Origin of the sequence: Klebsiella sp. 2680 (assembly GCF_900198535.1) — a bacterium.
GTDB lineage: Bacteria > Pseudomonadota > Gammaproteobacteria > Enterobacterales > Enterobacteriaceae > Klebsiella > Klebsiella indica.
Genome location: NZ_FZNJ01000001.1, coordinates 43,969 through 70,592 on the forward strand (window position 1 = coordinate 43,969; position 26,624 = coordinate 70,592).

A 26,624-nucleotide genomic window follows, 5' to 3' on the forward strand; every position below is an offset into this window, starting at 1 on the left:
TAAATAGCAATACGGATTATTTAATATCAATACGTATTGCTATACTCAATACTCATTGCTATTATCATCCCATCGCAACGAAACAGCGATGCGGCAACCAGAGTTACCAGCCGCGCCAGACAGGAAGTCAGGCTGCTCATTAACAATATGCTCCTCAGAATCTGAGGCCAAAGAGAGTTCTTTGGGGTGTGGTGAAACAGGAAATGATTCGTAGGCATCGAATATCAATCGGGATACGGCGGCGCTGCCACTCGTTAGTAAGTCGATGGTGCCTGGCATGATCAACCAAGCGAAAAGACCAGCGGATTTTGTGGTTCGATTCCACATTTACCACACCACCAAAGAACTCACAGGAGACAATCTAATGAATCGAAATCAGGCTCGCAGGCTGGCAGCTTTCAATGCAAAGAAAGCCGCTGAAAAACGTTTAGAGAATCGAATTGGCGCAATCCTTAGTGGTCGAGCATCACAGGCAGAACGCGCCACAAAGCTGGCCAGCATTACCGGCAGCACATCACATGAAGAAACAACCGGCGCATGCTGCCTTCCGCAGGTGGCAATTTTCGCCGCAGGTCATCGTAAGAGCAAACAGATAACAGCGAGGTGAGGTATGACACCATCTTCATTGCCGACGAAACTTTATCGCCCCCTTGCGGAGGTGAAAAACTATGTTGAAAAGATGCCTGATGGCGTCAGGCTTTTAGATGTAAGCCGAAAGATTGATGTATTTTCAAAATTGTCAGGAAAGGAAAAGAAACAGCTTGTCGATTTTTTAGAAGCAAGGGAAAGCATTCTTGTTGTCAAGGCTAAAAAGGTTGGCGGAACAAACGGAACGACAATTCTTAGACATAAAAAATATGGATACCCACAGAGTGATAGTGAGTTCCAGATTTTAAAGAACATAAAAACAAAAACCTGCTCCAAGTGTAAAAAAGAAAAGCCTAAAGGTGATTTTTATGTTAACAACAGCAACCCTGACGGACTTCAGTCATATTGTAAGGATTGCGTAAAATCATCAACCCATGAAAGATCATGGAAGCACGATGAAAATTACGCAAAAAGAATTAGCCAAAACCCAAAACAAGAGGAAGTAACCATGCAAAAAATAGAATCTAACAGCACTTCCCCGGAGGCTTTAAGAAAACAAGCTGAGCAACTATTGAAAGCGGCTGAAGAAGCAGAGAAAAAACGAAGTGAAAACGATTTTTTCAATAAAAAATTACAACCAGTGAAATTAGAAATTTGCCAGTCTGTAGGAAAACTGCAAAGAAAAGTAGATGAATTTATTGATTGTATGGATGATGTGAATAAGGCCATACAGAAGTTAAAAGATATCACCGCATAACACAGGTCGCCACGGCGGCCTTTTTTAATGAGGGTAAGAGAATGCAGAAAGAACAAAAAGAAACAATTGTAACCTATAAGGGTTTCAACCCTGATATGACCTGCCGCGGATTTCAGTATGAATTTGGCAAGACATACGAACATGAAGGTGAAGTTGAGGCATGTTCATCAGGATTTCATGCCTGTGAGTACCCGCTGGACTGTTTCGGATATTATCCCCCGGCGGATTCTGTATACGGGGAATGTGAACAGTCCGGAGATATCTCCACACATGAAGATGATAGCAAAATCGCGAGTCGAAAAATTCACGTAAAATTTGGAATTGATATTCCAGGTCTAATTAAAGCCGCTATCGAATTCACGACATCCCGTTGCGATCCAAAGAAATCAAACCATACGAAGGGTGACCGGTCAGCGTCGTCAGCCACGGGTTACCAGTCAGCGTCGTCAGCCACGGGTTACCAGTCAGCGTCGTCAGCCACGGGTGACCAGTCAGCGTCGTCAGCCACGGGTTACCAGTCAGCGTCGTCAGCCACGGGTGACCGGTCAGCGTCGTCAGCCACGGGTTACCAGTCAGCGTCGTCAGCCACGGGAAACCGGTCAGCGTCGTCAGCCACGGGAAACCGGTCAGCGTCGTCAGCCACGGGAAACCGGTCAGCGTCGTCAGCCACGGGTGACCGGTCAGCGTCGTCAGCCACGGGTGACCGGTCAGCGTCGTCAGCCACGGGTGACCGGTCAGCGTCGTCAGCCACGGGTGACCGGTCAGCGTCGTCAGCCACGGGTGACCAGTCAGCGTCGTCAGCCACGGGTGACCGGTCAGCGTCGTCAGCCACGGGTGACCAGTCAGCGTCGTCAGCCACGGGTGACCGGTCTAGCAGTCAGATCACTCCAGCAGAAGATGGGCGTCCACTTCATGCTATTGCCCTAGCCGCAGGTGAAGAAAGTAAAGCCAGAGCACCAGAAGGTAGCGCTATTGTCTGTGTGTACCGCAACGATAAAGGGGAACTAATCCATATTAACGCCAGCAAGGTTGGTGAGAATGGAATTAAACCGGACACCTGGTACACCCTGAATTCAGATGGAGAGTTTGAAGAGGTAGAATAATGATTCGTGAACAAGACCGGAAAGCGTGGTTCTATTTCAAAATAAAGCTGGCAGTGATTATTGGTATTGCTGCTGTGTGTGCGTATGTATTTACGATGCGGGGTGGGGTATGAGCAAAGAAACAGGCGGTCAAGCATTCCCTCGCCAGCAGTGGGAATACGACGGCCAAAACAATGTCCTGCAATATCAGGAAGAAGGTATGACGCTGCGGGATTTTTTCGCAGCAAAGGCTATGGAGGCAATTGTACGTAGATATGACGGGCATTCATTTGGCGGAGGACCCAACTCACCATATTACAAAGAGCTAGCTGAAGATGCGTATAACATCGCCGACGCAATGCTTAAAGCACGGGAGGCATCATGAGCAGTAACGGATTGCGTTCTCTTATTTATGCGCTGGCAGCATGTCTGGTGCTTTGGTGTATTGTTGCATATATGATTTGGATTTGGTGGTGAATATGATTAATCACTACGGAACGACAACTATTATTCGTCAGTGCGTTAAGCCAGGAATGTGGGTAAGACACAAAGAGCGTGCTTTTCAGGTGTCAGCAGTTCCTGAAGGAAAGCGCGTAATTTATTTAAATTCTCTTATTGAGAAGACCAGAATTAAAGACCTGACGGTTGAGGTTTATCTTGATGGTCGCGGTGAGCCGTTAATTGCGAGGGGGTGGCATGCAAGCGTTTTAGTATTTCGTTATGGACGGTCGCGCAAAGTTTGATTTCGATAGCGCTGTAGTTTTTGAATCTTTGGGTCGAAAATTGCCATCTAATAGGGTGTTACTCAGGGATTGGGGTGATATGGATGCTGTACTGGTTCGCGCTCCGGTTATTAGCGATACAGCTTGTGGTGACTTTGAATTTCTTCGCGAAATTTAACCCTTCCCCACCAACCGAATAAACAAACCAACTTAACCATGTCGGCTATTACAGCGACGGGAATCGTGCATTCTTAAATCAGGAGAAATCATGAGCGAATTAGCCGTAATAGAAATCAAACCAGAACAAGCGCCAGCGCTATACGTAGCCAATGGCCTTGATGCCTATCTTGAACAAATCAAACAAGCTGTTAATGAAGTTCCAGACCTCAGCACAAAGAAAGGTCGAGATCGCATTGCGTCGTTGGCCGCACAGGTATCACGCAGCAAGACGGCCATCGAAAAGCCGGGTCGTGAGTATCTGAAGCACCTGAAGGAACAGCCGAAAATCGTGGAGGCTGAATTGCGGCGCTTCGTCACTGAATGCGACAACCTGCGCGATGCCACGCGGAAGCCACTCACCGAATGGGAAGCTGAACAGGACCGCATTAAGGCTGAAGAAGAAGCGAAGCGAGCCGCCGAAGAACTGGCAAAAAAAGTTGAAGCCGACCACGAACTTGCCCTGCTGATGAATGATGCATTCGACCGTGAACAGGCGGAAAAAGCCGCAGAGGCAGAACGGCGGCGCATCGCCCATGAAGAAGCTCTCAAGGCGCAGGCGGCAGAACAGGCAAGGCGTGAAGCTGAAGAAAAAGCAGCCGCAGAACTCGCAGCAATAAAGCAGCGCGAAGCTGATGCAATCGCCGCTAAGGCTCAGGCAGAACTACTGGCTAAACAGGCTGAGGAACGCGCAGAACAGAAGCGACTGGAGGCGCTGGCACAGGCGGAGCGCGAGAAACAGGCGGCTATCGAAGAAGAACGTCAGAAAGCTGTAGCAGCAGAAGCGTACAGGCTCGCAGAAGAGAAACGCATTGTAGAAGAGACCGCCCGTCGAGAGCGTGACGTTAAGCACCGCAAAGCGATCGGTACCGATATTGTGAACGCCCTTCTCGCTAATACCAGTGTTAATCGCGAGCAAGCGATTGAAGTTCTGACGGCGTTGAAAGACGGGTTAATTCCACACGCAAAAATTAATTACTGAGGTCGCCATGAATCTGACACTTACCGATAAAGCTGAAATTAAACGCATCATCGCAGGACTCGGTGATGCAGATATGGAGCATGTTCACGCTGAAACAGAACGCCGAGCGGAATCATGCGCCGCGCTGTTTGACATGCTCGAAGCACACAAGCCGGATGAATTCACAAGGGATGCTGTTAACTGGCTCCGCGAAGAGGATTGTGAGGCTCAGGATAAGGCCGCAGAGACGTTTTACGACCTGCTGCTTGAGGTGGTTAAGGTTGAGTATGCCATCACCGTTTTTGTCCGCAAACACACGTACAGGGAGGTTGCATGAAGCCGGGGATATATTACGGAATGCCGGACACTGAATACCATGCAGACCCGGCAATCGGGTCTACGTCTGTAAAGCAAATCAGCATTAGCCCGGCGAATCTATATTTCAATCCATTTAAGGGAAGCAAGTCAGCGCACATTGGAAGTGCCATACATTCAGCGCTTCTTGAGCCGCATGTTTTCAGGGAGCGCTACGTGCTGCGAGAGGATATTACCACCCGCGCATCAAAGGATTTTAAGGCGCTGGCAGAACGGTATTCACCAGAAAATATCATCGTTGGTAGCGAGGTCGAGACCATAACGCGAATGATGGAAACGGCGCAGATGAACGAGGACTTCACCAACTATATGAACACTAAAGGTGATTCCGAAGTTTCCATGTTCGCAGAGTGCCCGGAAACCGGGCTGATGCTGAAATGCCGGTTTGACAGGCTATCAAATTCACTACCCTACCCACTGGATGTGAAAAGCTGCCGTGACGCATCAGAACGCGGATTCAGTAACGCCTTTGGTCAATTTAAATACCACATTCAGGCAGCCTTTTACCTCTACGTTCTCAGGCTGGCCACTGGAATTGAGCGCAATAATTTCGCTTTTTTCGCCATTGAGAATACCGCGCCATACCGTAATTGCATGTATTACATCGGCGAGGAATCGCTTGAACTTGGTCGCCGTGAAATGTGGTCCGCACTGGAAAAAATAAAAGAGTGTATGGCTGACGATTCCATTAAATATGAGGGGATTGTCCTTCCTTCGAATGAAATTAATGTCCCGGCATATCTGCTGGATGAAGAATATACAGATGAGGTGATTCTCTGATGCAAAATAATCAAGATAAGATAGCCAACCTGAGAGCTACAGTTGTCCCTCGTTCAGACCAGATTAATTTCGAGGATGTGCAATCTGAGAGCATTACGGCAGTTATTAAATCTGTTCGTGCTGGTAATTCAGAACAGCCTGTGTTCATTGACCTTGAGGGTTATGACGGAAGACCTTACAAGCCATCTAAATCTATGCGTAGAGTATTGTGTGATGCATGGAGCACCAATGGTCATTCGTGGGTCGGGCGCTCTCTCACATTGTATGGGGACCCTTCCGTTAAATTCGGTGGCGTTGCTGTCGGCGGGATAAAAATTGGCGCAATGAGTGATATCGAGGCTGATTTTTCTTTGATGCTTTCGGTGTCTCGCGGTAAGCGTCAAGAACACCGGGTGCGAAAACTGGAAGTAAAGAAAAGCATGACACCTGCGGAAATACTTGCATGGTTCAGTAGTGAAGCATTAACCGCCGATTTGAAAAAACTTAACGGCATCTACTCCCGCACAAAAACCGCTCTTTCAGCACATCCTGAAGAATCTAAAAAAATGGAAGAAGTCTATTCGTCGAGGAAAGCAGAATTGGGGTCAGAATGAAAACGCTAAATATCTCACCGCAACAACTAAAAAGCGTCTCCGGTAAAATGATTGCATGGCGTGCTGCTGAAACTCTCGGACTTAACATTACCCAGTTTTATTACCTTTCACGCAAATATTCAGTAAGCACCGCCTTTGTCAGTAGAAGATGGAATGATAAGGACATATCAAAGGCTATTGAACTGAAAAAGAATGGGCTATCACACAGGGATATCGGCATTGCCGTTGGCCGCAGTGAGGGGGCCATTAAGACGCTATTCAGGAATATGCGCAGGGGGCGCTACAAAAGCCGGTTCGGAGCGATTAGCAATGACTGATTACGGAGGCTCAACGACACCAAAAAATGAAAGAGACCGATGGCAAACGCCGATTGAAATATTTAACGCGCTCGACATTGAATTCGGCTTTTATCTGGATGCCGCAGCCTCTGAGAGTAATGCGCTATGCAGCCGCTATATCACTGAATTGGATAACGCGATGAATAGAGAATGGACGTCATATGGCGCTATTTTCTGTAACCCTCCGTATTCAGATATCGCCCCGTGGATAGATAAAGCCGCTGAGCAATGCAGGAAGCAGTGCCAGCCGGTAGTAATGCTGTTGCCTGCCGATATCTCTACCGGCTGGTTCAGTGCGGCATTACAGACCGCTGATGAATTACGGATGATAATCGGAGGCCGCATTCAGTTCGTGCCGGTATCTGAAGACGGAAAGCGCAAGAGCAACCCAAAAGGCTCTGTTTTATTTATCTGGCGACCGTTCATTAAACCTCGCCACATTATCACGTCCGTTTCGCTTGCTGAGTTAAAGCGGATCGGTGCCCAGGAGGCAGCATGATTCCAGACCCATTAGACGCCGCCCGTGAATACTGGGACCGAGTGGAAGCAGCAGGCATTGACGCCTGTCGAATTAATCACAATGCAGTGTCAGCCAGTCACTGTATTGACTGCGGTTATGCGATACCTGAGTTGCGGAGGGTGAAGGTTCCGGGATGTCAGCGTTGTTCGAGTTGCCAGAGTGATTTTGAGTTGCTGAAGAAGCAAGGGAGGGTTTGAGTATGAGTGATTTAGCGATGAAGGTTTTGCAGTGGCAAGCAAATGGTCGCGTTGGGGTAAGCAGCGCGACGATGGCATCTATCGCGCTTGGGCTTAAAAGAAATATCTATGGCTCAGGATTCGATGCGCCAAGTGACCCCTCTGATTTAAAGCGTTGCATGCTGCTGGTCGAAGATATACCAGAGATAAAGGATTTCTTCCCGGTAATTGCAGATAAATGCAAACAGTTTGCGCCAATCATTAATGAATGGGATTCGCTGATATCTCTGCTGAAAAAGGAAATGAATTCCGGAACGGGTAAAGCGCCTGAGACGTATAAGCGAATGAAAGAATTGCTGGGCCATTCCAGCGGCGTTCGCATTGTTTTTGGTCAATAACCCGCCAAGTGAGGCGGTTTTTTATTGTCGGAGAAAAGAATGACCGAGAATTCATTAATGCCTATTTCAGCGGTATGCGCTGCCACAGGATACAAAAAGCCAACCATATATGAATGGATGCGAAAAGGTAAATTTCCGCGCCCTGTGAAGAACGGGCGCAGCGTCAGGTGGCCTTCAAGTGAGATTGATGCGTGGATTAAGGATAAAATCACTTCATGTCCACGTTCAGGCCAGCGATAAAATCCCCCCACCACTGCATCATCTCGCGCCTCTCCTTCATATACTCGGCATGGTTATAGGCGGCCGCGACTCTGTTCTTCTGCTGATGAGCCAGTTGCGCCTCTATAACTTCCGGCCTGAATCCTTCCTCGTGCAATATCGTAGATGCCGTGGCGCGGAAATCGTGCCCGGTTATCTCACCACTCGCAAACCCCTGATACTCTATAGCGCGGTTAATCGACGTTTTAGCAATGACCTGACCGGGTTTTGATGGGCTCGGGAAAAGGAACTGGTTTTGACCGGTAAGGTCTTTGAGTTCCTCAAGTAATGCGATAACATGCGAGCTGAGAGGAACGCGATGATCGCGTCTTTTCTTCATTATCTCCGCAGGGATGTTCCACTCGGATTTTTCAAAGTTGATATCTTCCCAGCGCGCAGTCCTGAGTTCCTGCTGACGAACGAATGTCATAATCAACATTTTGATTGCAATGACCATTACTGGGCTTCTGTAATGCCTGAGTGATGCAAAGAGTTGTTTTATCTCATCTGTCGTGACAAGCCGAGCGTGAGTCGTTGGCTTTTGTATCACCGCCCCCTTCAACGCCGATGCCGGGTCAACTTCCGCCCTTAGCGTAGCGACGGCATAGCAGAAGACTGATGAGCAAATCTGCCTTACCTTCCCCGCCGAATATGCATTACCTTCCTTCTCAAGCGTTCGCATTATCGAAAGAATATGCGCAGCCTTAACATCCTTGACAGGTATCTTCCCGATGTATGGCAGTATGTGCTTGTCGAGGTAACCACGATTAACCTCCATCGTTTTTTCAGCCCACGAAATGCACTTTCTTTCATACCAGTCATTGGCGACCGATGAAAACGTATTGGCAGCATCGCCAAAGACAATCATCTTCTCAGTGTCTTTTACAACAGTGGGATTTCTCCCCTGCTTAACCTGCTCTCTCGCCCACTCTCTTTCTCTCCTGGCATCTGCCAGAGATACCACAGGGTACTCACCAATGGTATAGCGACCGTCTTTTTTCGGGGTCAGCCAGAAACGATAGCGCCAGATTTTTGCACCAGACGGACGAACGTCAAGATAAAGACCCTGCCCGTCCTGTAGTTGATATGGCTTCTCTTGAGGTTTCGCGCTTCTGATTTTTGTGTCGGTAAGTGGCATGGTTACAGGACAATGGCTGATCGTTGTCCGGTAGGTTATCCGGTTTTTACATGACTCTCAACATAACTCAATATAACTCAGCATAACAATTATTGCTTTGATGCGGAGCTACCAAGACATAGCGCATAATTCGACATAACTCCACATAATTCAATGAAGATATGCTAATAAGAGACGCATATCACATCCTGTAAAGTTTCTGCCCCATTGAAAGGGAATTGAAAGGTTATTGTTTTAACAATCACGCAACCGTACTGCTACATGTCGGTTCACATAATCACAAAAATCTTCTTCCGTACCTGAAAATTCGGACATCCGCGTGAGGATAAACAATGAAAAAACAATTACTTAGCACCCTTACTGCAAGCATTTTACTGATGAGTACCGCTGTACTGGCGCAGGACGCACCGTCGCGCACCGAATGCATCGCCCCGGCCAAACCCGGCGGCGGATTCGACCTTACCTGTAAGCTGATTCAGGTGAGCATGATGGAAACCGGCGCAATCGATAAACCGATGCGCGTCACTTATATGCCGGGCGGCGTCGGCGCGGTGGCCTATAACGCGATTGTCGCCCAGCGTCCTGGCGAACCGGGAACGCTGGTCGCCTTCTCCGGTGGATCGCTGCTCAATTTGTCGCAGGGGAAATTTGGTCGTTACGGTGTGGATGATGTGCGCTGGCTGGCGAGTGTGGGGACCGACTACGGGATGATCGCCGTGCGCGCCGACTCCCCGTGGAAGTCGCTGAAGGATCTGCTGAGCGCCATGGAAAAAAAACCTGAGAGCGTGGTCATTGGCGCAGGCGCGTCAATCGGCAGCCAGGACTGGATGAAGGCGGCGCTACTGGCGCAGAAGGCCAATGTTGATCCGCACAAGATGCGCTACGTGGCGTTTGAAGGCGGCGGCGAACCGGTTACGGCGCTGATGGGCAACCATGTGCAGGTGGTTTCCGGCGACCTCAGTGAAATGGTGCCTTACCTGAGCGGCGATAAAATTCGCGTGCTGGCGGTATTTGCTGAACAACGCCTGCCGGGTCAGTTAGCCAACGTCCCGACCGCCAAAGAGCAAGGATACGACCTGGTCTGGCCGATCATTCGTGGCTTTTACGTGGGGCCGAAAGTCAGCGATGCCGACTACCAGTGGTGGGTGGAGACCTTCAAAAAACTCCAGCAGACCGACGAGTTTAAAAAGCAGCGCGATCTGCGCGGTCTGTTTGCATTCGATATGACCGGCAAACAGCTTGACGACTACGTCAAAAAACAGGTCACCGATTACCGCGAACAGGCGAAAGCCTTCGGCCTCGCGAAATAGCTCAGGAGGCACTCATGAGCGATCGTATTTTTGCCGGGATCTGGCTGTTGCTCTGCATTGCCGGGCTGTTTATCGCCTGGCAGATTCACAGTGAATACAGCTACGAACCGGTGGGCCCTCGCCCGTTTCCGCTGGGTATTCTCGGTCTGATGGCGTTCTGCGCGCTGGCGCTGTTATTGCGCCATCCCGATACCGTTAACTGGCCTCACCGCCATGTGTTGCAAAAGCTGCTGACGATGGTCATCGTCCTGCTGATGTATGCCTGGGGTTTTGAATGGCTGGGCTTTCCGATTGCCACCGCCATTCTCACCCTGGTCATCGGCATTCTGTTCGGCGCAACGATCCCGGCAGCGGGTATTTCCGGCGCGGTTCTCGGCACCCTGCTGTGGTATGCCTTCGACCGCCTGCTTGATGTCACCTTACCTCTCGGCGCCTGGCTGAGTTAACGGAGAAACGATGGATACCTGGATATATCTTTCTCAGGGTTTTGCGGTGGCCATGACGCCGGAGAATCTGATAATTGCCCTGATCGGCTGCTTCGTCGGCACCATTGTCGGCCTGCTGCCGGGGCTTGGGCCGATTAACGGCGTGGCGATTTTACTGCCGCTGGCTTTCGCCCTGCATCTGCCTGCGGAATCCGCGCTGATCCTGCTGGCGACGGTTTATATCGGCTGTGAATATGGTGGGCGTATTTCGTCGATTCTGCTCAACGTGCCCGGCGATGCGGCGGCGATCATGACCGCGCTCGACGGGTATCCGATGGCGCAACAGGGTCGAGGCGGTATCGCCCTCTCCATCTCAGCGGTCAGCTCGTTTTTTGGTTCGATCATTGCCATCGGCGGGATCATCCTGTTCGCACCGCTGCTGGCGCAATGGTCGCTGGCGTTTGGTCCGGCGGAATACTTTGCGCTAATGGTCTTTGCCATCGCCTGCCTCGGCAGCATGATGGCGCAAAACCCGCTGAAATCATTTCTGGCCGCGCTGATCGGTCTGGGTCTGGCGACCGTCGGCGTGGACGCCAACACCGGGGTTTATCGCTTTACCTTTGACAGCGTTCATCTCTCCGACGGTGTGCAGTTCATCGTGGTGGTGATCGGCTTGTTCTCGGTCTCAGAAATACTCTTAATGCTCGAACATACCAGCAGCGGCCAGAAGCTGGTACGCAAAACCGGGCGTATGTTGTTTAACGCCAGAGAAGGGGCGCAGTGCGTGGGCGCGACGTTACGCTCATCGGTGATCGGCTTCTTCGTCGGCGTGCTGCCGGGCGCAGGCGCCACCATCGCCAGCGCCATCACCTACATGACCGAGAAAAAGCTCAGCGGCAACAGCGACAGCTTCGGCAAGGGCGATATCCGTGGCGTGGCGGCACCGGAAGCCGCCAACAACGCCTCAGCCTGCGGCTCGTTTATCCCGATGCTGACCCTTGGCGTGCCAGGTTCCGGCACCACGGCGGTAATGATGGGCGCGCTGACGCTGTATAACATCACGCCAGGACCGGCGATGTTCACCGAACAACCGGATATCGTCTGGGGGCTGATCGCCGCGCTGCTGATCGCCAACGTGATGCTGCTGGTGATGAACATCCCGCTGATTGGCCTGTTCACCCGCATGCTGACCATCCCGCTGTGGTTCCTTGTCCCGGCGATTGCCGCCGTGTCCGCGGTCGGCGTGTACGCGGTACACAGCACCACGTTCGATCTGGTGCTGATGGTGGCGCTCGGCATACTGGGCTACATTCTGCGTAAAATGCATTTCCCCATGTCGCCGCTGATCCTCGGCTTTGTGCTGGGCGAGATGCTGGAGCAAAACCTGCGCCGGGCGCTCTCTATCAGCAACGGCAATATGGCGATTCTGTGGGAGAGCGGCGTGACGAAAGCGCTGCTGACGATGGCGATAGCGGTAATTGTCATCCCGCCGCTGCTGCGCCTTATTCGCAAACGCAACAATAAGCCACAGGTGGATATCGGTTAATGGATTGCCGGATGGCATTACGCCATCCGGCGGAAATAGCGGCACAATAACTTACTCTGCATAACACAAAACAATTGCCCGGCGGCGCATCCGCTTGCACGGGCCTACAGGTGATGTATAATCTGTTGATATTGTAGAAAATTAAGGCAAAATAAGGCGCGGCCGTCATCAGCCAGAAATCCTGCCCCATATCTAAACAGATTCGTCAGTATATTTTACTCCTGCTTGTGTACAGGGCCCGTTGCTCAATCAACTGCGCCGCGATGCTGACGGCAATTTCGGCCGGAGTTTCGCTTTTAATCTTAATCCCGATTGGCGCGGTAATCCGCGCGATATCATGCTCATTAAACCCGTCTGCTTTTATGGCGGCGGTGAGCGTCGCAATTTTTGTCCGGCTACCGGCAACGCCGATATAGTAAGCCGATGTTCTTAATGCGAACCGCAAAACTTCGTAATCACACTTGTGTCCGCGCGTAATGATAACGATACAATCCTGCGGCTGGATCGTAATCTCGTCAGCAAGGTTAACATAATCCAATGTATGCACCTCTTCGGCACAGGGGAAAAGCTCACGGGTGGAGTATTCCGCTCTGTCGTCGGTCACGGTGCAACGAAAATTCAACTGTTCGAGTAAAGGAATAAGCGCCTGAGCAATATGCCCGCCGCCAAAGACATAAATACGGCCCGAATTCATCAGCTTTTGTATATAGCACGTTCCTGCTGGCGTTTCTGTCTTGCCCGCCGGGTAGTCTTGCTCGCCCCTCCGTTCAGGAACGAATGCCGGGGAGAGGCCGAAAAGTCCCTCTTCGCGACTGTAAAACCCAAATTCAACACCGGTATAAGGAAGCATAAGCCATCCTGTTTTATGCTTTTCCGAATGGTCACAGGCGACCGTCAGGGTCGATTGATTCACCTCGGAGGGGTAAATATACGTGAAAAGCAGATCCACGTTGCCCCCGCAAACCATGCCGATCCGGGTCAGCTGATACTTTCTTAACCCTCCCTGCCCGGTAGCCAGAAGGCTTTGCGCCGACTGAACTGCGCTATACTCCAGCACACCGCCGCCAATAGTACCGCCCAGTCGGCCATCTTCGCCAACAACCATGCTGGCGCCTGCGTGGCGCGGGGCGCTGCCCATTTCCGCTACCACCGTGACAAGCTGGGTCGCTTGCCCCCTCTTGCAGCGTTCCAGCAAGAGTGCGAAAAGTGTTTTCATCGTCCGCTCCTTCAGCAAAGATACAATGCTCACTTAACTCTGTTAGTGATTGCCTTTTCGATAGCCAAAGCCTGTTGCCATCTGTCGTCATGGGCCAACACCGCGTCTTTCGTCAGACATTTCCCCATACTGGCGGTAAAGCGTTCCTGAAGAGTGACCTTTTTCGTGCCGTACATCCTTTTATCAGCGAGAAAAAGCACATGCGCTTCGCTAATGGGCTCGCTCAAAGTTATGTCGTGGTGCAGTTCAACAATACGGGCAACCTGCAAATACCCCCTCGCCCTCAGTATTGCTGCGGCTTTGTGCGGATGGCTTTTCCCTTCTCGCCGGGCCATATCATGAAGAAGCGCGGCGGCCCGTAACCGCCCGGGGGATAAAATTATCCCGTCACGCTGCAAACTCGTGCTAATCCTGAGCGCCTCTTCGCAGACGGCCAGGCTGTGCGCGCGCACGGGTTCCGGCGTTGCGCATAAACGCCAGAGTTCCCGAATCTCTTCATCTGACGGGATATCGTCAGGACTTTTACCTGTGGCCGTCACGGCAAATGCGCCGTTGGCATAGCGCAAAACCGTAATACTGCCGTAGGGCAGACGTATTAGCGCATCATGTCGGGGGTCGAGATGCATAAGCTTCCACAGCAGTGCGCGAATGGCGCCCTCGTGGGTTATCGCCACAATATCGGAGCCCTCTCTTTCCGCGATCTCCCTGAGCGTCGTTTCCATACGCGTCGCCCCGCTATCCAGGCTTTCGCCGCCGGGAGGCATCAGCGCCCAGTTCCGCCCCCGCCTGGCATACAGCTCAGGATATCTGGCGCGTATCGCCTCAAAACGCATCCCTTCCCACTCGCCGACGGCAATTTCATCGAGACCGGGCGATACGGATATTTTCCGTTTCCCTGTAGCAAGCCGCTCAGCCGTTTCGCGACTGCGCCTGAGACGGCTGCAATACAGCGCGTATTCCATCCCGGAGAAACACGGGATCAACGCCGAGGATTGCGTGAGGCCTTCAGGCGCCAGGGGAAAATCGCTCCCGTTTCCCAGACAATAACGCCTGTTATCCGGCGTTTGCGGACGGCCGTGACGGACGAGAAAAATGCCGGGCATAAAAATCGCCTCAATTCCTGACGATCAACACGCTACCGTGCAGATCGCAAAGTGGGACCAGACAAAGCCGACCGGCCTGGTTTTCAAAATCAGACATCGCCTGTTTCACCCCCGGAAAACGCGCGTTGTGGTAATCATGCAGCAGGATGCAGCCATTTGGGACAAGCCGGGGATAGAACCATTCAAGGCCGCTCAGCGTCGGCGCGTATAGGTCAGCGTCCAGACTCACAAAGGCGAAGCGTTCTTCAATACCGGTGGCCGTGCCCGGGAAGTGACCTTCCCGAATGATCACCCGCGCCTGATGGGGCATCCTCGCCATCACCGCCTCCACGCTGGTGGCACAGAACTCATCCCGGCGCACCGGCGGAAAACCGTGCGCCTTTTCTGTATCTATGTCTGATTCAGCAAACCCACGGAACGTATCAAACAGGTACAGCGATTTGTCCGGGAAAACCGCGTTCAGAAGACGGGCGAAATTGCCCTGGTAGACGCCAAGTTCGGCTACTGCGCCTTCGGTGTGAAGCTCATTGAGCCGCCCGGCAATCCTCCTGGTCATCGCGCCGCGTATATCGATCGCCGGTTGTAAAGTATCCAGCCGGAAGATTGGCCCGTGGTAGCCTACCGCTCTGGCCTGTTGTTCCAGTTCCAGCCCACGTTCTTTTGCCGCAACGCTGACAAAAACAACATCAGGCCGGAGCGCGAGCGCTGCAGCAACCGACAGTACAGGCGGATAATGCGCCGTTGACTGCCGCGTCGCCGCGTTGTCGCCAAAGGCCAGGAGTTGCAACGCCTGTTCATTAAGCAACAACGCAGCATTTCTGCCCATCTGCCCCGCGCCCAGCAATACCACGGTTTTCATAATCCCCTTCCCGTCTGGTTCATACCTGGCGCGCCCTGGGCATATAGCCGGGCGGCGCGATCACATACGATAGTGAAGTCGTCATCCGTATCCATATCCAGAAGGATCGCGCTGTCCCCGACAGCCACCGGCCTGCGCGGCAACGTCATCAGGGCGCCCCGCAGGCCATCCCGCCCCGCCATCGCACATATACCAGCAAAGTAAGCTGCCGGGATCACCGGCGGGTGTCCCTGCCTATTTTCAAACTCAGGAATGAGTACGTCCCCCGGATGATGCCGCGCGGCCGCAAGCAGAAGGCGCACCGTATCCCGCTGTACCAGGGGAATATCCACGGGATGTACGAAACATCCCGAACAGGCTGGCGCAAGCGCGATAAGATGCTGCAGGCCGATACGGACCGTGGAAAACATGCCCCGCCGCGCATCGGGATTTTGCACGTAATCCAGACCGAGACGTTGCGCTTCGGCAGCCAGCGCCGCCTGATTGACCTGCCCGCCAACCAGCAGAACGGGAGAAACGCCCGCCGCCGAATATATCCTGGCCAGGTTTTCGAGCGCGCTGCGGCTGCCATCCATAAAAGGAATGGGCAGCAGCGGTTTAAAGCCCTGACGCATGCGTGTAGAAAATCCTGCCGCCAGGATGAGCGAGGCATACTTTCCGGCGAACATGTCAACCTCCGCGTTTACACGTAGACCTACTCGCGCGCGTTCTGCAGCCGCAGTACCGCAGTTTTGATAAGACTCTTTATCTCATTGATTTTATATCTGTTTTTATCAAGCGGAATCGCGCCATTTACGGCCAGTTCCGCGACGGCTTTCGCAATCTGCGCATCAGGCTTTTTGTTCAGCAGATAGCGCTCCCCCGCGTGACAGCGTAACGGAACCGGCGCAACGCCCCCCATGACTAACCGGGCTTTGGTAATTTTGCCGTCCTGAACGGTAAAAAGGCTGGCCAGGCTGACAATGGCGAAGTCTATGGCGTCGCGCAGACGAAACTTGTCATAATGGCCGATACTTTCCTTCGGCAAAGGGATCTCGATACTTTCGACAAGCTCTCCGGGCGCAAGACAATCCGTTACTTTCAGCGTCGATCCGCAAAATGCATCTGCCGGGACAATGCGCTGCGTCGTGTGGATACGCGCGTCCAGGACCATTAATACCGGTGCCAAATCAGAAGGGTTGACCGCATAGCAGCCGCAATTCAGACAGCGCGCCGCTTCCGCGAGCGCCTGTTCCATCGGCAGGCTGAAGGCGTCCTCTTTTTTGATATTACGCGCAGCCACGGGCAACTCTGTGAGTCTGGCTTGCTGGTATTTTTTGATGCCTGAAGGCTCAAGAGAGAGGAACTGAATGCCTGTGGCCTCGTTCGCTTTATCGACATTTCCCTCATAGTTTTCCGGGCAGCCCAGATACCTGTTTATGCTGCGGCTCGCGCTATGCCCCGTTGCAACCGCATTGATGACCGTGGATGGCCCGGTAACGATGTCGCCTCCCGCGAATACGCCGCGACGGCTGGTCATCTGCGAACCAGCATCCACGCCTATCAGGCCTCTGCGCGTCAGTTGCATGTCATACTTCTCGTCAAGGAAAGAGAGGTCGCCCGCCTGTCCGACGGCCATCAGGATATTGTCGGCTGCAATGTCCTTTTTCTCGCTGTCATCATAGTGCGGGTTGAAAGCGCCTTTCGCATCGCGAACCGCAACACAGCGTTTGAGCCGCATGCCCGTGACGACGCCGTTATCAGCCAGGACTTTATCGAGCCCCCATTGCGGCATAATGATGATGCCTTCTTCTCTGGCACGGGCCACCTCGTCGCGGCCCGCAGGCATCTCTTCTTCGGATTCAAGACAGGCGAGAATTACCGTCTGCGCGCCCAGACGTCGGGCGGTGATCGCAACGTCCATCGCGACGTTGCCTCCCCCGGCCACGAGAACGCGGTTGCCGATCTTGCCTTCCATCCGGGTATTGATATCCACCAGAAAATCCAGCCCGTACATAGTCAGTTCTTCGCCGGGAATACCGAGGGTGGGACGTTTCCAGGTTCCCGGCGCGTAATAGACGCTGTCGTACTGTTTTTCCAGGTCGGCGGGAGTGACACCCTGGCCAATTGTGGTGTCGAGGACAAAAGAAATCCCCATATGTTGCAGCAGTTCAGTGAATGTTCTGACAAGTTGTTTGGGCAAGCGGTAATTGGGAATGGCATACATCAGCATTCCGCCCGCTTTCGGTCTGGCATCGTAAACCGTTACGCGATGCCCGGCTTTACGGAGGTAAAAAGCGGCGGCGAGGCCCGAAGGACCGGCCCCGACAATGGCAATTGCCTTACCGGTATCCCACTGCGGAGGGGCATAAAATTCACGGCCATTTTCCAGAATATAGTCGCCAACGCTGCGCTCCACCTCGCGTATCGCCACGCTGTCATCGGTATGCCCGCGGTTACAGCCAGACTGGCAAAAATGCGCGCAGACCCTGCTGGTCAGCATCGGCATGGGGTTAGCCTGCATAAGGATGCGCGCGGCGGCTTTTTTATTCCCTTTACGCAACTGCTCCATATAGGCAGGGATATCCGTGCTGGCGGGACAGTGCTGGCTACAGGGCGTGGCGTGGGTTTTCATGCCGCCAAAGATGGAATGATACCGGTTGTCTCCCTGGATAGCGTAGCAGGTGTCGCCCCCTTTTCTGGCGCATACCATCCGCCCGCCGCCCTCATGTGGGTAACGATAAAACCAACAGCGCACGTCCTGGCAGAGATTTCCCCCAATAGTGCCCCGGTTTCGAATGTTGGGAGACGCGACGGAATGGGCCGCTTCGGCGAGTATCGGGACCGCGTCAAGAATCGTCTTGTCTTCCGCGATATCGCTTAGTTTCGCTGTTGCGCCGATATACAGACTATTCCCGTTGATGTAGATGCCATCGGCCCCCGGGATCCACAACAGGCTGACCAGCGAATCCGGGTATTCCGGTAAAATGGCTGTTTTCATGCCGCCCAGGAGATCGGTTCCCCCGGCAAGAGGACGTGAGCCATGTTTTACGTAATCGGCAGCGTCGGCAAAACTTTCGGCGCGATAATAGTAAAAATTTTTCATGGTGACCTCTCCTATGCGACTTTACCAAGGGCCTGCAAAATAACGTCCGGGGTTGCGGGATACTGAGCAACCTGAATGCCGATGGCGTTGGAAATGGCTTGCATGGTCGCGCTGGCCGCCGAAGCGCCTGCGATTTCCCCTACCCCGACGGCCTTAAACTGGAAGGTATCGAATTGCGACTGCAATATTGATGTTTCGTATACCGGGAACTCATTGAACGGACGCCATTTGTATTCAAGCATGTTAAATGTCAGCGTCCGGTGAGTGACGGGATCGATAATGTGTTCTTCGTAAATGGCGGTATCAAGAGATGCGGCCCCGATACCTCCCTGGCACTGCATTTCCAGCATCGACGGGTCGATTGTCTGGCCGGAGTCCGTCCCGCCCACCATGCGAACGACATCCACTTTTCCGGTTTCTTTGTTTACCTCAACTTCGATAAGCACCATAAAAAAGTTGGGGGTGGAAAAGTTTTCCAGATGCTGGCCGTAGCCTGTCAGGGTCAGATCCGGCGGAATCAGTTTCTTCCAGCTAACAAACTGGTCAGGCCGCGCTTTACTGCTCACGCCAAAATCGCGTAATTCCATAGCGTCCATCGATATATCAAGATGGTGGACAGCCAATTCGCACAATTTCTTTTTCGCGTTTTCCGCGGCATTACTGACGGCATGGCCATATGTAATGGTGCCGCGGCTACCGCAAAGGCCGAAACCGGTCGGGTTGATTTTCGTGGACGGCGGCGTCAGCTCAACGCGCTCATAGGGGACGTTAAGTATTTCGGCCACCATTTTCGCTATATTGCTGCGCTGCCCCATGCCGGACTCGGTGATGTCCGTTTGCAGAATGACCCGAGCCTTATCGCCAACCATATCGGGCACGATGCGTACATAAGCTTCGGTGTTATCTTCGCCAACGTCGGCATTACCGATAATGCTGCATCCTACGCCCCGCACCCGAGTCCCGTCTTCGCTGGTCCAGGTCGGCACGCCCCATCCTTTCCACTTGTCTTTCCAGCCAAATTTCGCGGCGGCCGCTTCAATGGCCGGAACATAATTAATGGAATGGGCGATCCACAATCTGCCATCGCGCCAGATATAGGGGTCGCCGTCTGAAACGTAGTTTTTCTTATAGCACTCGACAGGATCAAAATTGCCCGCCTGCATGGCTCTGGCCATCAGGAGCGAGAGACAACTGTTCAGCTCCTGGCCGCCATATCCGCGCACAATACCAGCCGGCTGTTTATTGGTGACAATGCAATAGGTGTCCAGATCCCAGTTGGCGCATTTAGCCATCACTAACTGCGCCTCGCCAATGCCCACGCTGATCTGGCCTTGCGTCGTATTGCAAAAGGCGCCGGTATCGACAAACCACTGGGCTTTGACAGCCCGCACAACGCCCTCTTCGTCCATACCGATTTTCGCTTTAACCTGGCTGCCAAGACGGGTTTCGGAGCAGATCAACTGTTCTGCCTTAGTCTGGTAGAACTTGACCGGACGCCCCGTGTGCCGGGAAAGAAGGGCCGCCGAAATCACCGGCACCACCATACTTTGCTTGTTGCCATAGCTGCCGCCGACGTTGAAGCTGCGGACATGAAGATTACAGTCCGGGATGACGCTGACGCCGAATACCTCCAGAATGCGGCAACTTTGCGTGGTGGCCCAAATGCTGTAATCGTTGCCCCCATCCCAACTGACGATTGCGCCGGGCGGTTCCGGTGCAAGCGGCGCGGCCATTTTCGCAAACTCGACGGTGTCTTCAGCGCAAATCGCGCACTCGTCAAACCCTTTTTCCACATCCCCACGGATGAGATGCCAGAACGGCCCGTCCTTCTGGAAGGGAGGATAGCCGGGCGTCACAATGTTATTTTTAAACTCTTTGTATAACTGCGTAACCCCCTCTTTCACCGCATCAATGCCGTTGGTGATAACCGGGAGTTGCTCGTACTCAACCTCGATCAGGTCGATCGCTTCCATCGCTATTTCTGCGCTTTCCGCAGCAACCAGGGCCACCGTATCGCCGATATACTGCATTTCTTGCCCGAGAATAGGTTTTGACGGCGGGTATCCCAGCAGCCAGGTCGGATCGGCCTCTTTATATGTCAATACCGCCGCAACGCCTTTCAACGCTTTGGCCTTTTCCGTATTAATAGAAATAATGCGGGCGTGCGCATAGGGAGACTTCAGGGATTTTCCTGTCAGCATTCTCGGCAGGCTGAAATCGTCGAGGAAGGTCGTCTTCCCGGTGACGATGCCCTGCGCATCTTTACGAGGAACATTGACTTTGCCGATGTAGCGGTAATTTTCAGGCTTGTAATCGTCAGAATACATTTACTGTTCCTCGCTTTTTCTGGTGAAGGCGTCCATGGCCTCAAGCACGTGGTACTGGCTGATACAACGGCAGAAATTACCGCTAAGCGCGTCTTTCACCTGATCCGGCGTAGGAGCCGCTTCCTTATCCAACAACGCCCTGGCGGACATGATGATCCCCGGCGTACAGAAACCGCACTGGAAGGCGTAATGGTCGATAAATGCTTGTTGCACAGGGTCAAGAACCCCTGTCCGGGGGTCAGCCAGTCCCTCAATGGTGGTAATGTCTTTCCCGTCCGCTTCGACCGTCAGCAACATGCAGGACAGGACGGCCCGACCGTCCATGATGACGGTACAGCAGCCGCAGGAGCCTTCCCCACATGCCGCCTTTGTGCCCGTTAAGGCCAGTCGCGTGCGTAACGTTTCCGATAAGGTTTCTCCACAAGGGATCTGCCCGAGTTTATCTCCTACTGAAAAGTCATATTCCAGTCCATTAACATGTAAGGAAATCGATTCGGTTTTCATATAAATGCGTCCTTGATTGAATACAAGGGAATAAGGTAAGGCTGTGTATTGAATTCAATACACAAGATGCGCCTGGAGAATTATCCCTTTATATGACCACAATAAGACACGATATTCACTGGCTGAGCGTCTGCCCCATTAGGGCTATTTCACCTGTTATTTGTCCCTGGGCAGTGTTCACACTAATTCGAGCAGCAGGACAAACAGTTAGCCGATTTGAACAGCGCTGACTCCAAAGGCTGATCTCTGGTGAGGGTCATGGGTATCCCTCATCAATCCCCAGACGTTACTGAAATATGACGGGTATAAACGTGTAGTTAATATATACCCGTCATACTTCAAGTTGCATGTGCGTTGGCTTTCCTCGTTCACCCCAGTCACGTACTGGAGTACGCTCCCGGGGATTCACTGCGTCGCCGCCTTCCTGCAACTCGAATAATTTAGGGCATAATCCAATAAAAATGACAATTAAAAACAAGCGACAGGAATACTTATCTGTTGAGGCAGCAATTACCCAACATTTTTTAGATAATGCGCAACATATATTTATTTTTCTTACCCTTAGCCGTGACGCCGTCAGCCCTGAATAAATAACCATGAAAACGCAATCGGTCATTATCTGGATGAATGGAATTTAACACTACTCTGAATATGGATACAGAGGAAAAATGGAAAGTTACATTCAAAAAATGGAATGAAAGAGGCGAAAAACGCTTTGCACATTGATACTACACGGTTGTCCATGCATCAATGTACGGGTTGATCGTCCCTGTGTCGACGTGCTGGACCAATAAGCAGGCTGAATCAGTAAGGATGCATCAGCCTTGACGCCTGTCGTGTTCTGAGAGGGTCAAAGCATGCGGTTCATTTTTTTACAGTGCTCCACCAGAAAGTCGACAAACAGCCTGACGCGTTTCGGTAACTGGCTATTTACCATGACTACACTGAGATCCACACTGGGAAATACCCACCCCGCCAACACCGGAACAAGCGTCCCTGCGGCTAAATATCCGGCGACCATCGGCGGGTCCGCCCAGGTTACTCCGCTCCCCGCCAGCGCAATCTCCAGCGCCAGATTGGGGTTATTAACGGTGTGAGCCGGGTGGATGAGCGTACTTTCTTTTTTGTCACCGTTACTCATCACCCATACATTACCCTGCTGGGAAACGGCGATGCAGGGCAAACCGGCAAGATCCGCCGGGCGTTGCGGGGTGGGATAACGTTTCAGTAACGAAGGGGAACAATAAAGCGAAGGTTGCAGCGATGCCAGTGTATGCACTCTCAGCCCGGAATCAGGCAGGATGCCAGCCCTGATGTCCAAATCATAGGGTTCTAACAGCAAATCGACCCAGCGAGAAGAAAACGTAACATGCAAACATATATCGGGCCATCGCGCGGTGAAATTCCCCACCACGCCCTGAAGATAGCTGTGGTAGATATCCCCGGCGACAGCGAAACGCACGCACCCGGCAGCAACGTTAGCCTCGCGGGCGAGATTTTCACAGGCATCGTCGGCTTCGGCAACGATCGTCTCGCATCGCTTGAAAAAGATCTTCCCGCTTTCCGTCATCTCAACATTCCGTGAGTTCCGCACCAACAAGGGGATTCCCAGCCGTTTTTCCATAGAACTTATTCTGCTCGAAAGCGTGGAAACGGGCATACCGAGGGTATCTGCGGCTCTGGTGAAGCTTTTATGCCGGGCGACAGCAATAAATAATGGCATGTCCCGCAGTACTTTATTCACGATTATTCACTCCATTGGCCGAATGAACAGGATATTGCAGCTAAGCAACAAGCGCAGTCATCCCGGAATACCAGGATAATTGACGGTAGGAGGGAGAATACGGTCAATGCTGCTGCAATCAATATTAACCATACAGTTAGTAATGTCTATGCGGCGTGCTATATTTTGTCTGATCTTTGCTTTTTAACGTCAAAACGTCAGAGTTAATCCTTTAAAAACAAAATGATAAATAACATCATAAAAGGAAAATTTCGACTAAAAGTGACACGCCTTCTGTCACTGCTAACAGTAGCACCGATACCAACGCACACGTCCAGACGGCTCTGATAGCCTGTGATTTTCTCAGAATTTAAAATTTATTTGGGGAAGTGATTCCACCCTCTGGGCCGCCGTGCTGGCGGCCACTCCTTGATGCCCCCACCCCCATCGGTGATGCCGCACTCAGTCAGCGGCCAGCCGGGGGCTGAATGTCATGAAAAAACAGGCGATATCCATCAGCCCTCGCACTGCATCGGAGCAGTAAACAAAACAGCATAAAACGCCGATGGCTCGCTTAACTGACCGGCATTGGGTATCAAGTCCGGTTTCCTTTGACTCGACAAAACGCGCTACTCGCTGAGCCCGCGATTTTCCAGCATCGGGCCAATTTCAGGATCGTGCCCGCGCCACTGGCGGTAAAGTTCCGCTAAATCAGTGCTATTCCCGCGTGACAGAATTGCTTCACGGAAACGCTGGCCATTTTCACGGGTTAAACCGCCCTGTTCGACAAACCACTGATAGCCGTCATCCGCCAGCATCTGCGTCCACAGGTAAGCGTAATAGCCTGCCGCATAACCGCCGCCGAAGATATGGGAGAAATAGCTGCTGCGATAACGTGGCGGGACGGCAGGCAAATCCATCTTTTCCGCATGCAAGGATGCGGCTTCAAAAGTATCAACATCCAGAGGCAGCGTGTCTGCCTTCACGCTGTGCCAGTGCATATCCAGCAGCGCGGCTGCCAGCAGTTCACTCATGTCGTAGCCTTTATTAAACTTCGCCGCGCGGAACATGCCGTCGCGCAGCGCTTCAGGCATCGGCTCGCCAGTCTGGTGATGCCGCGCATAATGGGCAAACACCTGCGGCTCGCTGGCCCAGTGTTCATAAATCTGCGAAGGAAACTCGACAAAATCCCGCGGCGTATTCGTCCCTGACAAACTGGCGTACCGCTGGCTGGCAAACAGGCCGTGCAGCGTATGGCCAAATTCATGGAATAACGTGATAACCTCATCCCAGGAAAGCAATGCGCTGTGACCTGCTTTAGGTTTCTGGTAGTTGCAGACGTTGTAAATAACCGGCCGCTGCGCACGGAGCGTGGATTGCTCGACAAAAACGCCCATCCACGCCCCACCACTTTTGCTGTCACGCGAAAAATAGTCACCGTAGAACAGCGCAATTCCTTCCCCGTTAGCGTCAAAAATTTCCCAAACCCGTACGTCCGGGTGATAAACCGGAATATCAAAGCGCTCAACGAAGCGAATGCCGAAGAGCTGGGTTGCAGCCCAGAACACGCCATCGCGCAGGACACGGTCAAGAGCAAAATAGGGTTTTAGCTGCGCCTCGTCGATAGTAAATCTCGCCCGACGCACCTGCTCTGCATAATAGAGCCAGTCCCAGGCCGCCGCGCGGAAATCACCGCCTTCATCATCAATCACCTGCTGAATATCGGCCAGTTCCCTCTCTGCTCTGGCTCGCGCCGCCGGCGCGATTCGCCGCATAAAAGCAAAGGCCGCTGCCGGCGTGCCCGCCATCTGATCCGCCATCGACCAACTGGCAAAATCGTCAGCGCCCAGCAATTGCGCTTTACGTGCACGGAGCCCCGCCAGCCGCAGAACCAGTTCCCGCGTATCATTGGCATCGCCTTTCTGATTTCGCGTCCAGCCCGTTGCAAACAGATTTTCCCGCGTCTGCCTGTCCTGTAATGCGAGCAGCGCAGGCTGTTGCGTGGTATTGAGTAAAGAAAGAAACCAGCCCCCTAGCCCTTTTTCCTGTGCCGCTTCTGCCGCGGCGAGAATCTCATCTTCACGAAGTCCCGTAAGCTGGTGTGCATATTCGACCACCAGCCCGCCCGACTTCGCCGCCGCCAGCAAACGCTGCTGAAACTGGCTTTGCAGCCCGGCCGCTTCGGTATTCAGCCCCCTCAGCATCGTTTTTTGCGCGTCGTCCAGCGTCGCGCCCGCGAGAGTAAAACGCTGCCAGGTTACCTCCAGCAGACGGCGGGACTCGGCATCCAGAGAGAGCGTCTCTCGCCTTTCCCATACTGTTTTCACTCGCTGAAACAGCGCATCATTAAGCCAGATGTCATTGCTCAACTCAGCCAGTTCAGCGGAGAACTGTTCATCCAGCGCCTGAATTGTCGGGTTGGTGTTCGCACCTGCCATGGCGAAAAAGACATTCGTCACCCTCGCCAGCATCTGCCCGCTCTGCTCAAGCGCCACCAGCGTATTAGAAAAATCCGCCGCTGCCGGATTATTAACAATTGAGGTAATCTCTTCCCGCTGACGCCGCACACCTTCGTCAAAGGCCGGACGGTAATGGCTCACGTCGATCAGATCGAAAGGCGGGGCCTGATAAGGCAGCAGGCTGACGTTTAAAAAAGGATTGTTTTCCAACATCATCATCTCCTGGACACGATTATTCTGTAAGATTAGGCAACTCGTTGATTGACAGCAATGATTACGCCACGCCCCGCCGCAAATATCCCGTTTTAGCAGATGATTTCCATTACCCGTCGCCGGGATCGCGTGCTATGGTATGAAGACACAAAAAGCGTTGAGGAACAGTAAGATGATTATCCTGGTTACCGGTGCAACTGCAGGTTTTGGTGAAAGTATTACTCGCCGTTTTATCGCTAACGGCCACAAAGTGATTGCCACCGGGCGTCGCGAAGAACGCCTGAAAACGCTGAAGGATGAGTTGGGCGGTAACGTTTATACCGCGCAACTGGATGTGCGTAATCGTGCGGCTATCGAAGAGATGATCGCCGGGCTACCTACGGAATGGCAATCGATTGACATTCTTGTCAATAATGCCGGCCTGGCTCTGGGCCTCGAACCAGCGCACAAAGCCAGCGTGGAAGACTGGGAAGACATGATCGATACCAACAATAAAGGACTGGTCTATATGACGCGCGCCGTTCTGCCGGGTATGGTTGAGCGCAATCGCGGCCATATTATAAATATCGGCTCAACGGCCGGTAACTGGCCTTATGCTGGCGGTAATGTCTATGGTGCGACCAAAGCGTTTGTGCGCCAGTTCACTCTGAATCTGCGTACCGACCTTCATGGCACCGCCGTGCGCGTCACTGACATCGAACCGGGACTGGTCGGTGGAACCGAGTTTTCCAACGTACGCTTTAAGGGCGATGATACCAAAGCCAGTAAGGCCTATGAAAATACCCAGGCGCTGACGCCGGAAGATGTGACCGAAGCGGTCTGGTGGGTGGCCACGCTGCCAGAACACGTTAACATCAACACCCTGGAGATGATGCCGGTCAGCCAAAGCTTCGGCGGGCTGAGCGTATACCGTCAGGGTTAAGTCCTGTTACCCGGCCTCATGGCCGGGTCT

The 26,624-nt window shown here is 52.6% G+C and carries 29 protein-coding genes and 1 pseudogene; 19 read left to right on the forward strand and 11 right to left on the reverse strand.

Annotated elements, in window-relative coordinates; all coding sequences use genetic code 11:
• Window positions 1-277 precede the first annotated feature (277 nt).
• The 14 genes from FN037_RS00330 to FN037_RS00400 all read left to right on the forward strand — a co-directional run bounded on the left by FN037_RS00330 (window position 278) and on the right by FN037_RS00400 (window position 7,746).
• Window positions 278-607, forward strand: a complete 330-nt coding sequence (locus FN037_RS00330) for a transcriptional regulator (protein ID WP_142501307.1) — start codon at window positions 278-280, stop codon at window positions 605-607.
• 3 nt (window positions 608-610) lie between these two features.
• The gene (locus FN037_RS00335) at window positions 611-1,345 is read left to right on the forward strand and encodes a hypothetical protein (RefSeq protein ID WP_142501308.1); all 735 of its coding nucleotides are present in this window, start codon (window positions 611-613) and stop codon (window positions 1,343-1,345) included.
• A gap of 402 nt (window positions 1,346-1,747) precedes the next feature.
• Window positions 1,748-2,272 carry a hypothetical protein gene (locus FN037_RS24305; protein ID WP_185929209.1) on the forward strand — a complete coding sequence of 175 codons (525 nt, stop codon included), beginning with the start codon at window positions 1,748-1,750 and terminating at the stop codon, window positions 2,270-2,272.
• A gap of 285 nt (window positions 2,273-2,557) precedes the next feature.
• The gene (locus FN037_RS00345) at window positions 2,558-2,812 is read left to right on the forward strand and encodes a hypothetical protein (protein WP_142501310.1); all 255 of its coding nucleotides are present in this window, start codon (window positions 2,558-2,560) and stop codon (window positions 2,810-2,812) included.
• Between the two features lie 40 nt (window positions 2,813-2,852).
• On the forward strand, window positions 2,853-3,170 hold the full coding sequence (locus FN037_RS24310) for a cell division protein FtsZ (RefSeq protein WP_185929210.1): 318 nt from the start codon (window positions 2,853-2,855) through the stop codon (window positions 3,168-3,170).
• 247 nt (window positions 3,171-3,417) lie between these two features.
• Window positions 3,418-4,347: a hypothetical protein gene (locus FN037_RS00360; RefSeq protein ID WP_142501312.1), complete on the forward strand. Its 930-nt coding sequence runs from the start codon at window positions 3,418-3,420 to the stop codon at window positions 4,345-4,347.
• Between the two features lie 7 nt (window positions 4,348-4,354).
• Entirely contained in the window at window positions 4,355-4,663 is a 309-nt protein-coding gene (locus FN037_RS00365; protein ID WP_142501313.1) for a hypothetical protein, read from the forward strand.
• Window positions 4,660-5,481 carry a PD-(D/E)XK nuclease-like domain-containing protein gene (locus tag FN037_RS00370; RefSeq protein WP_142501314.1) on the forward strand — a complete coding sequence of 274 codons (822 nt, stop codon included), beginning with the start codon at window positions 4,660-4,662 and terminating at the stop codon, window positions 5,479-5,481. The genes FN037_RS00365 and FN037_RS00370 overlap by 4 nt, the downstream gene beginning before the upstream one ends.
• On the forward strand, window positions 5,481-6,074 hold the full coding sequence (locus tag FN037_RS00375) for a hypothetical protein (protein WP_142501315.1): 594 nt from the start codon (window positions 5,481-5,483) through the stop codon (window positions 6,072-6,074). Before FN037_RS00370 ends, FN037_RS00375 begins: the two co-directional genes overlap by 1 nt.
• Window positions 6,071-6,391 carry a sigma-70 family RNA polymerase sigma factor gene (locus FN037_RS00380; RefSeq protein ID WP_142501316.1) on the forward strand — a complete coding sequence of 107 codons (321 nt, stop codon included), beginning with the start codon at window positions 6,071-6,073 and terminating at the stop codon, window positions 6,389-6,391. Before FN037_RS00375 ends, FN037_RS00380 begins: the two co-directional genes overlap by 4 nt.
• The gene (locus FN037_RS00385; protein ID WP_142501317.1) at window positions 6,384-6,911 is read left to right on the forward strand and encodes a phage N-6-adenine-methyltransferase; all 528 of its coding nucleotides are present in this window, start codon (window positions 6,384-6,386) and stop codon (window positions 6,909-6,911) included. The genes FN037_RS00380 and FN037_RS00385 overlap by 8 nt, the downstream gene beginning before the upstream one ends.
• Window positions 6,911-7,129, forward strand: a complete 219-nt coding sequence (locus FN037_RS00390) for a TraR/DksA C4-type zinc finger protein (RefSeq protein WP_142501852.1) — start codon at window positions 6,911-6,913, stop codon at window positions 7,127-7,129. Before FN037_RS00385 ends, FN037_RS00390 begins: the two co-directional genes overlap by 1 nt.
• A gap of 2 nt (window positions 7,130-7,131) precedes the next feature.
• Window positions 7,132-7,506, forward strand: coding sequence for a hypothetical protein (locus FN037_RS00395; protein WP_142501318.1), 375 nt, complete (start codon window positions 7,132-7,134; stop codon window positions 7,504-7,506).
• Window positions 7,507-7,623: 117 nt separating this feature from the next.
• Window positions 7,624-7,746, forward strand: coding sequence for a helix-turn-helix transcriptional regulator (locus tag FN037_RS00400; protein WP_409513729.1), 123 nt, complete (start codon window positions 7,624-7,626; stop codon window positions 7,744-7,746).
• On the opposite strand, the gene FN037_RS00405 is transcribed toward FN037_RS00400, so the two are convergent.
• Window positions 7,715-8,902 carry a phage integrase central domain-containing protein gene (locus tag FN037_RS00405; protein WP_142501320.1) on the reverse strand — a complete coding sequence of 396 codons (1,188 nt, stop codon included), beginning with the start codon at window positions 8,900-8,902 and terminating at the stop codon, window positions 7,715-7,717. The genes FN037_RS00400 and FN037_RS00405 overlap by 32 nt on opposite strands.
• A gap of 332 nt (window positions 8,903-9,234) precedes the next feature.
• Between FN037_RS00405 and FN037_RS00410 the strand changes: the two genes are divergently transcribed.
• From FN037_RS00410 to FN037_RS00420, 3 genes are read left to right on the forward strand one after another with little or no spacing between them, the layout of a single operon-like run.
• Entirely contained in the window at window positions 9,235-10,212 is a 978-nt protein-coding gene (locus FN037_RS00410) for a Bug family tripartite tricarboxylate transporter substrate binding protein (RefSeq protein ID WP_142501321.1), read from the forward strand.
• 14 nt (window positions 10,213-10,226) lie between these two features.
• The gene (locus tag FN037_RS00415) at window positions 10,227-10,658 is read left to right on the forward strand and encodes a tripartite tricarboxylate transporter TctB family protein (protein ID WP_142501322.1); all 432 of its coding nucleotides are present in this window, start codon (window positions 10,227-10,229) and stop codon (window positions 10,656-10,658) included.
• Window positions 10,659-10,668: 10 nt separating this feature from the next.
• Window positions 10,669-12,183 carry a tripartite tricarboxylate transporter permease gene (locus FN037_RS00420; RefSeq protein ID WP_138362187.1) on the forward strand — a complete coding sequence of 505 codons (1,515 nt, stop codon included), beginning with the start codon at window positions 10,669-10,671 and terminating at the stop codon, window positions 12,181-12,183.
• Window positions 12,184-12,388: 205 nt separating this feature from the next.
• Here the strand turns inward: FN037_RS00420 and xdhC are convergent, their stop codons facing one another.
• The 8 genes from xdhC to FN037_RS00460 all read right to left on the reverse strand — a co-directional run bounded on the left by xdhC (window position 12,389) and on the right by FN037_RS00460 (window position 22,739).
• Entirely contained in the window at window positions 12,389-13,399 is a 1,011-nt protein-coding gene (gene xdhC / locus FN037_RS00425) for a xanthine dehydrogenase accessory protein XdhC (RefSeq protein ID WP_260607816.1), read from the reverse strand.
• A 29-nt stretch (window positions 13,400-13,428) separates the two neighbouring features.
• Window positions 13,429-14,502 carry a histidine phosphatase family protein gene (locus tag FN037_RS00430; RefSeq protein ID WP_142501324.1) on the reverse strand — a complete coding sequence of 358 codons (1,074 nt, stop codon included), beginning with the start codon at window positions 14,500-14,502 and terminating at the stop codon, window positions 13,429-13,431.
• 10 nt (window positions 14,503-14,512) lie between these two features.
• Window positions 14,513-15,361, reverse strand: a complete 849-nt coding sequence (locus FN037_RS00435; RefSeq protein ID WP_142501325.1) for a TylF/MycF/NovP-related O-methyltransferase — start codon at window positions 15,359-15,361, stop codon at window positions 14,513-14,515.
• Window positions 15,358-16,029 carry an NTP transferase domain-containing protein gene (locus FN037_RS00440; protein WP_142501326.1) on the reverse strand — a complete coding sequence of 224 codons (672 nt, stop codon included), beginning with the start codon at window positions 16,027-16,029 and terminating at the stop codon, window positions 15,358-15,360. Before FN037_RS00440 ends, FN037_RS00435 begins: the two co-directional genes overlap by 4 nt.
• Before the next feature lie 26 nt (window positions 16,030-16,055).
• Entirely contained in the window at window positions 16,056-18,446 is a 2,391-nt protein-coding gene (locus tag FN037_RS00445) for an FAD-dependent oxidoreductase (protein ID WP_142501327.1), read from the reverse strand.
• Window positions 18,447-18,457: 11 nt separating this feature from the next.
• The gene (locus FN037_RS00450; RefSeq protein WP_142501328.1) at window positions 18,458-20,773 is read right to left on the reverse strand and encodes a xanthine dehydrogenase family protein molybdopterin-binding subunit; all 2,316 of its coding nucleotides are present in this window, start codon (window positions 20,771-20,773) and stop codon (window positions 18,458-18,460) included.
• Window positions 20,774-21,277: a (2Fe-2S)-binding protein gene (locus tag FN037_RS00455; protein ID WP_142501329.1), complete on the reverse strand. Its 504-nt coding sequence runs from the start codon at window positions 21,275-21,277 to the stop codon at window positions 20,774-20,776.
• Window positions 21,278-22,127: 850 nt separating this feature from the next.
• Window positions 22,128-22,739 carry a substrate binding domain-containing protein gene (locus FN037_RS00460; RefSeq protein WP_260607817.1) on the reverse strand — a complete coding sequence of 204 codons (612 nt, stop codon included), beginning with the start codon at window positions 22,737-22,739 and terminating at the stop codon, window positions 22,128-22,130.
• Between FN037_RS00460 and FN037_RS24465 the strand changes: the two genes are divergently transcribed.
• A complete protein-coding gene (locus FN037_RS24465; protein ID WP_260607821.1) occupies window positions 22,647-22,862 on the forward strand; it encodes a hypothetical protein in 216 nt (71 codons plus the stop codon). The two genes, FN037_RS00460 and FN037_RS24465, sit on opposite strands and share 93 nt — an antisense overlap.
• A 27-nt stretch (window positions 22,863-22,889) precedes the next feature.
• Here FN037_RS24465 and FN037_RS24730 read toward each other — a convergent pair.
• Together FN037_RS24730 and dcp are read right to left on the reverse strand one after the other, a co-directional pair.
• Window positions 22,890-23,000 (reverse strand): annotated as a pseudogene (locus tag FN037_RS24730) (LysR family transcriptional regulator); the annotation flags it as partial.
• A gap of 629 nt (window positions 23,001-23,629) precedes the next feature.
• Window positions 23,630-25,672, reverse strand: a complete 2,043-nt coding sequence (gene dcp, locus FN037_RS00465) for a peptidyl-dipeptidase Dcp (RefSeq protein ID WP_142501853.1) — start codon at window positions 25,670-25,672, stop codon at window positions 23,630-23,632.
• Between the two features lie 172 nt (window positions 25,673-25,844).
• Between dcp and ydfG the strand changes: the two genes are divergently transcribed.
• Window positions 25,845-26,594: a bifunctional NADP-dependent 3-hydroxy acid dehydrogenase/3-hydroxypropionate dehydrogenase YdfG gene (gene ydfG / locus FN037_RS00470; protein ID WP_138362178.1), complete on the forward strand. Its 750-nt coding sequence runs from the start codon at window positions 25,845-25,847 to the stop codon at window positions 26,592-26,594.
• Window positions 26,595-26,624 lie beyond the last annotated feature (30 nt).

Excerpts from the sequence above, each read along its gene's own strand:
- FN037_RS00360 (WP_142501312.1), top strand. The coding sequence starts at position 3,418 with ATGAGCGAATTAGCCGTAATAGAAATCAAACCAGAACAAGCGCCAGCG.
- ydfG (WP_138362178.1), top strand. The coding sequence starts at position 25,845 with ATGATTATCCTGGTTACCGGTGCAACTGCAGGTTTTGGTGAAAGTATT.
- FN037_RS24310 (WP_185929210.1), top strand. The coding sequence starts at position 2,853 with ATGTCTGGTGCTTTGGTGTATTGTTGCATATATGATTTGGATTTGGTG.
- FN037_RS00400 (WP_409513729.1), top strand. The coding sequence starts at position 7,624 with ATGCGAAAAGGTAAATTTCCGCGCCCTGTGAAGAACGGGCGCAGCGTC.
- FN037_RS00430 (WP_142501324.1), bottom strand. The coding sequence starts at position 14,502 with ATGCCCGGCATTTTTCTCGTCCGTCACGGCCGTCCGCAAACGCCGGAT.
- FN037_RS00415 (WP_142501322.1), top strand. The coding sequence starts at position 10,227 with ATGAGCGATCGTATTTTTGCCGGGATCTGGCTGTTGCTCTGCATTGCC.
- dcp (WP_142501853.1), bottom strand. The coding sequence starts at position 25,672 with ATGTTGGAAAACAATCCTTTTTTAAACGTCAGCCTGCTGCCTTATCAG.
- FN037_RS00405 (WP_142501320.1), bottom strand. The coding sequence starts at position 8,902 with ATGCCACTTACCGACACAAAAATCAGAAGCGCGAAACCTCAAGAGAAG.
- FN037_RS00455 (WP_142501329.1), bottom strand. The coding sequence starts at position 21,277 with ATGAAAACCGAATCGATTTCCTTACATGTTAATGGACTGGAATATGAC.
- FN037_RS00440 (WP_142501326.1), bottom strand. The coding sequence starts at position 16,029 with ATGTTCGCCGGAAAGTATGCCTCGCTCATCCTGGCGGCAGGATTTTCT.
- FN037_RS00385 (WP_142501317.1), top strand. The coding sequence starts at position 6,384 with ATGACTGATTACGGAGGCTCAACGACACCAAAAAATGAAAGAGACCGA.
- xdhC (WP_260607816.1), bottom strand. The coding sequence starts at position 13,399 with ATGAAAACACTTTTCGCACTCTTGCTGGAACGCTGCAAGAGGGGGCAA.
- FN037_RS00395 (WP_142501318.1), top strand. The coding sequence starts at position 7,132 with ATGAGTGATTTAGCGATGAAGGTTTTGCAGTGGCAAGCAAATGGTCGC.
- FN037_RS00380 (WP_142501316.1), top strand. The coding sequence starts at position 6,071 with ATGAAAACGCTAAATATCTCACCGCAACAACTAAAAAGCGTCTCCGGT.
- FN037_RS00370 (WP_142501314.1), top strand. The coding sequence starts at position 4,660 with ATGAAGCCGGGGATATATTACGGAATGCCGGACACTGAATACCATGCA.
- FN037_RS24465 (WP_260607821.1), top strand. The coding sequence starts at position 22,647 with ATGCAAACATATATCGGGCCATCGCGCGGTGAAATTCCCCACCACGCC.
- FN037_RS00365 (WP_142501313.1), top strand. The coding sequence starts at position 4,355 with ATGAATCTGACACTTACCGATAAAGCTGAAATTAAACGCATCATCGCA.
- FN037_RS00435 (WP_142501325.1), bottom strand. The coding sequence starts at position 15,361 with ATGAAAACCGTGGTATTGCTGGGCGCGGGGCAGATGGGCAGAAATGCT.
- FN037_RS00335 (WP_142501308.1), top strand. The coding sequence starts at position 611 with ATGACACCATCTTCATTGCCGACGAAACTTTATCGCCCCCTTGCGGAG.
- FN037_RS00375 (WP_142501315.1), top strand. The coding sequence starts at position 5,481 with ATGCAAAATAATCAAGATAAGATAGCCAACCTGAGAGCTACAGTTGTC.
- FN037_RS00345 (WP_142501310.1), top strand. The coding sequence starts at position 2,558 with ATGAGCAAAGAAACAGGCGGTCAAGCATTCCCTCGCCAGCAGTGGGAA.
- FN037_RS00420 (WP_138362187.1), top strand. The coding sequence starts at position 10,669 with ATGGATACCTGGATATATCTTTCTCAGGGTTTTGCGGTGGCCATGACG.
- FN037_RS00450 (WP_142501328.1), bottom strand. The coding sequence starts at position 20,773 with ATGTATTCTGACGATTACAAGCCTGAAAATTACCGCTACATCGGCAAA.
- FN037_RS00330 (WP_142501307.1), top strand. The coding sequence starts at position 278 with ATGATCAACCAAGCGAAAAGACCAGCGGATTTTGTGGTTCGATTCCAC.
- FN037_RS00410 (WP_142501321.1), top strand. The coding sequence starts at position 9,235 with ATGAAAAAACAATTACTTAGCACCCTTACTGCAAGCATTTTACTGATG.
- FN037_RS00445 (WP_142501327.1), bottom strand. The coding sequence starts at position 18,446 with ATGAAAAATTTTTACTATTATCGCGCCGAAAGTTTTGCCGACGCTGCC.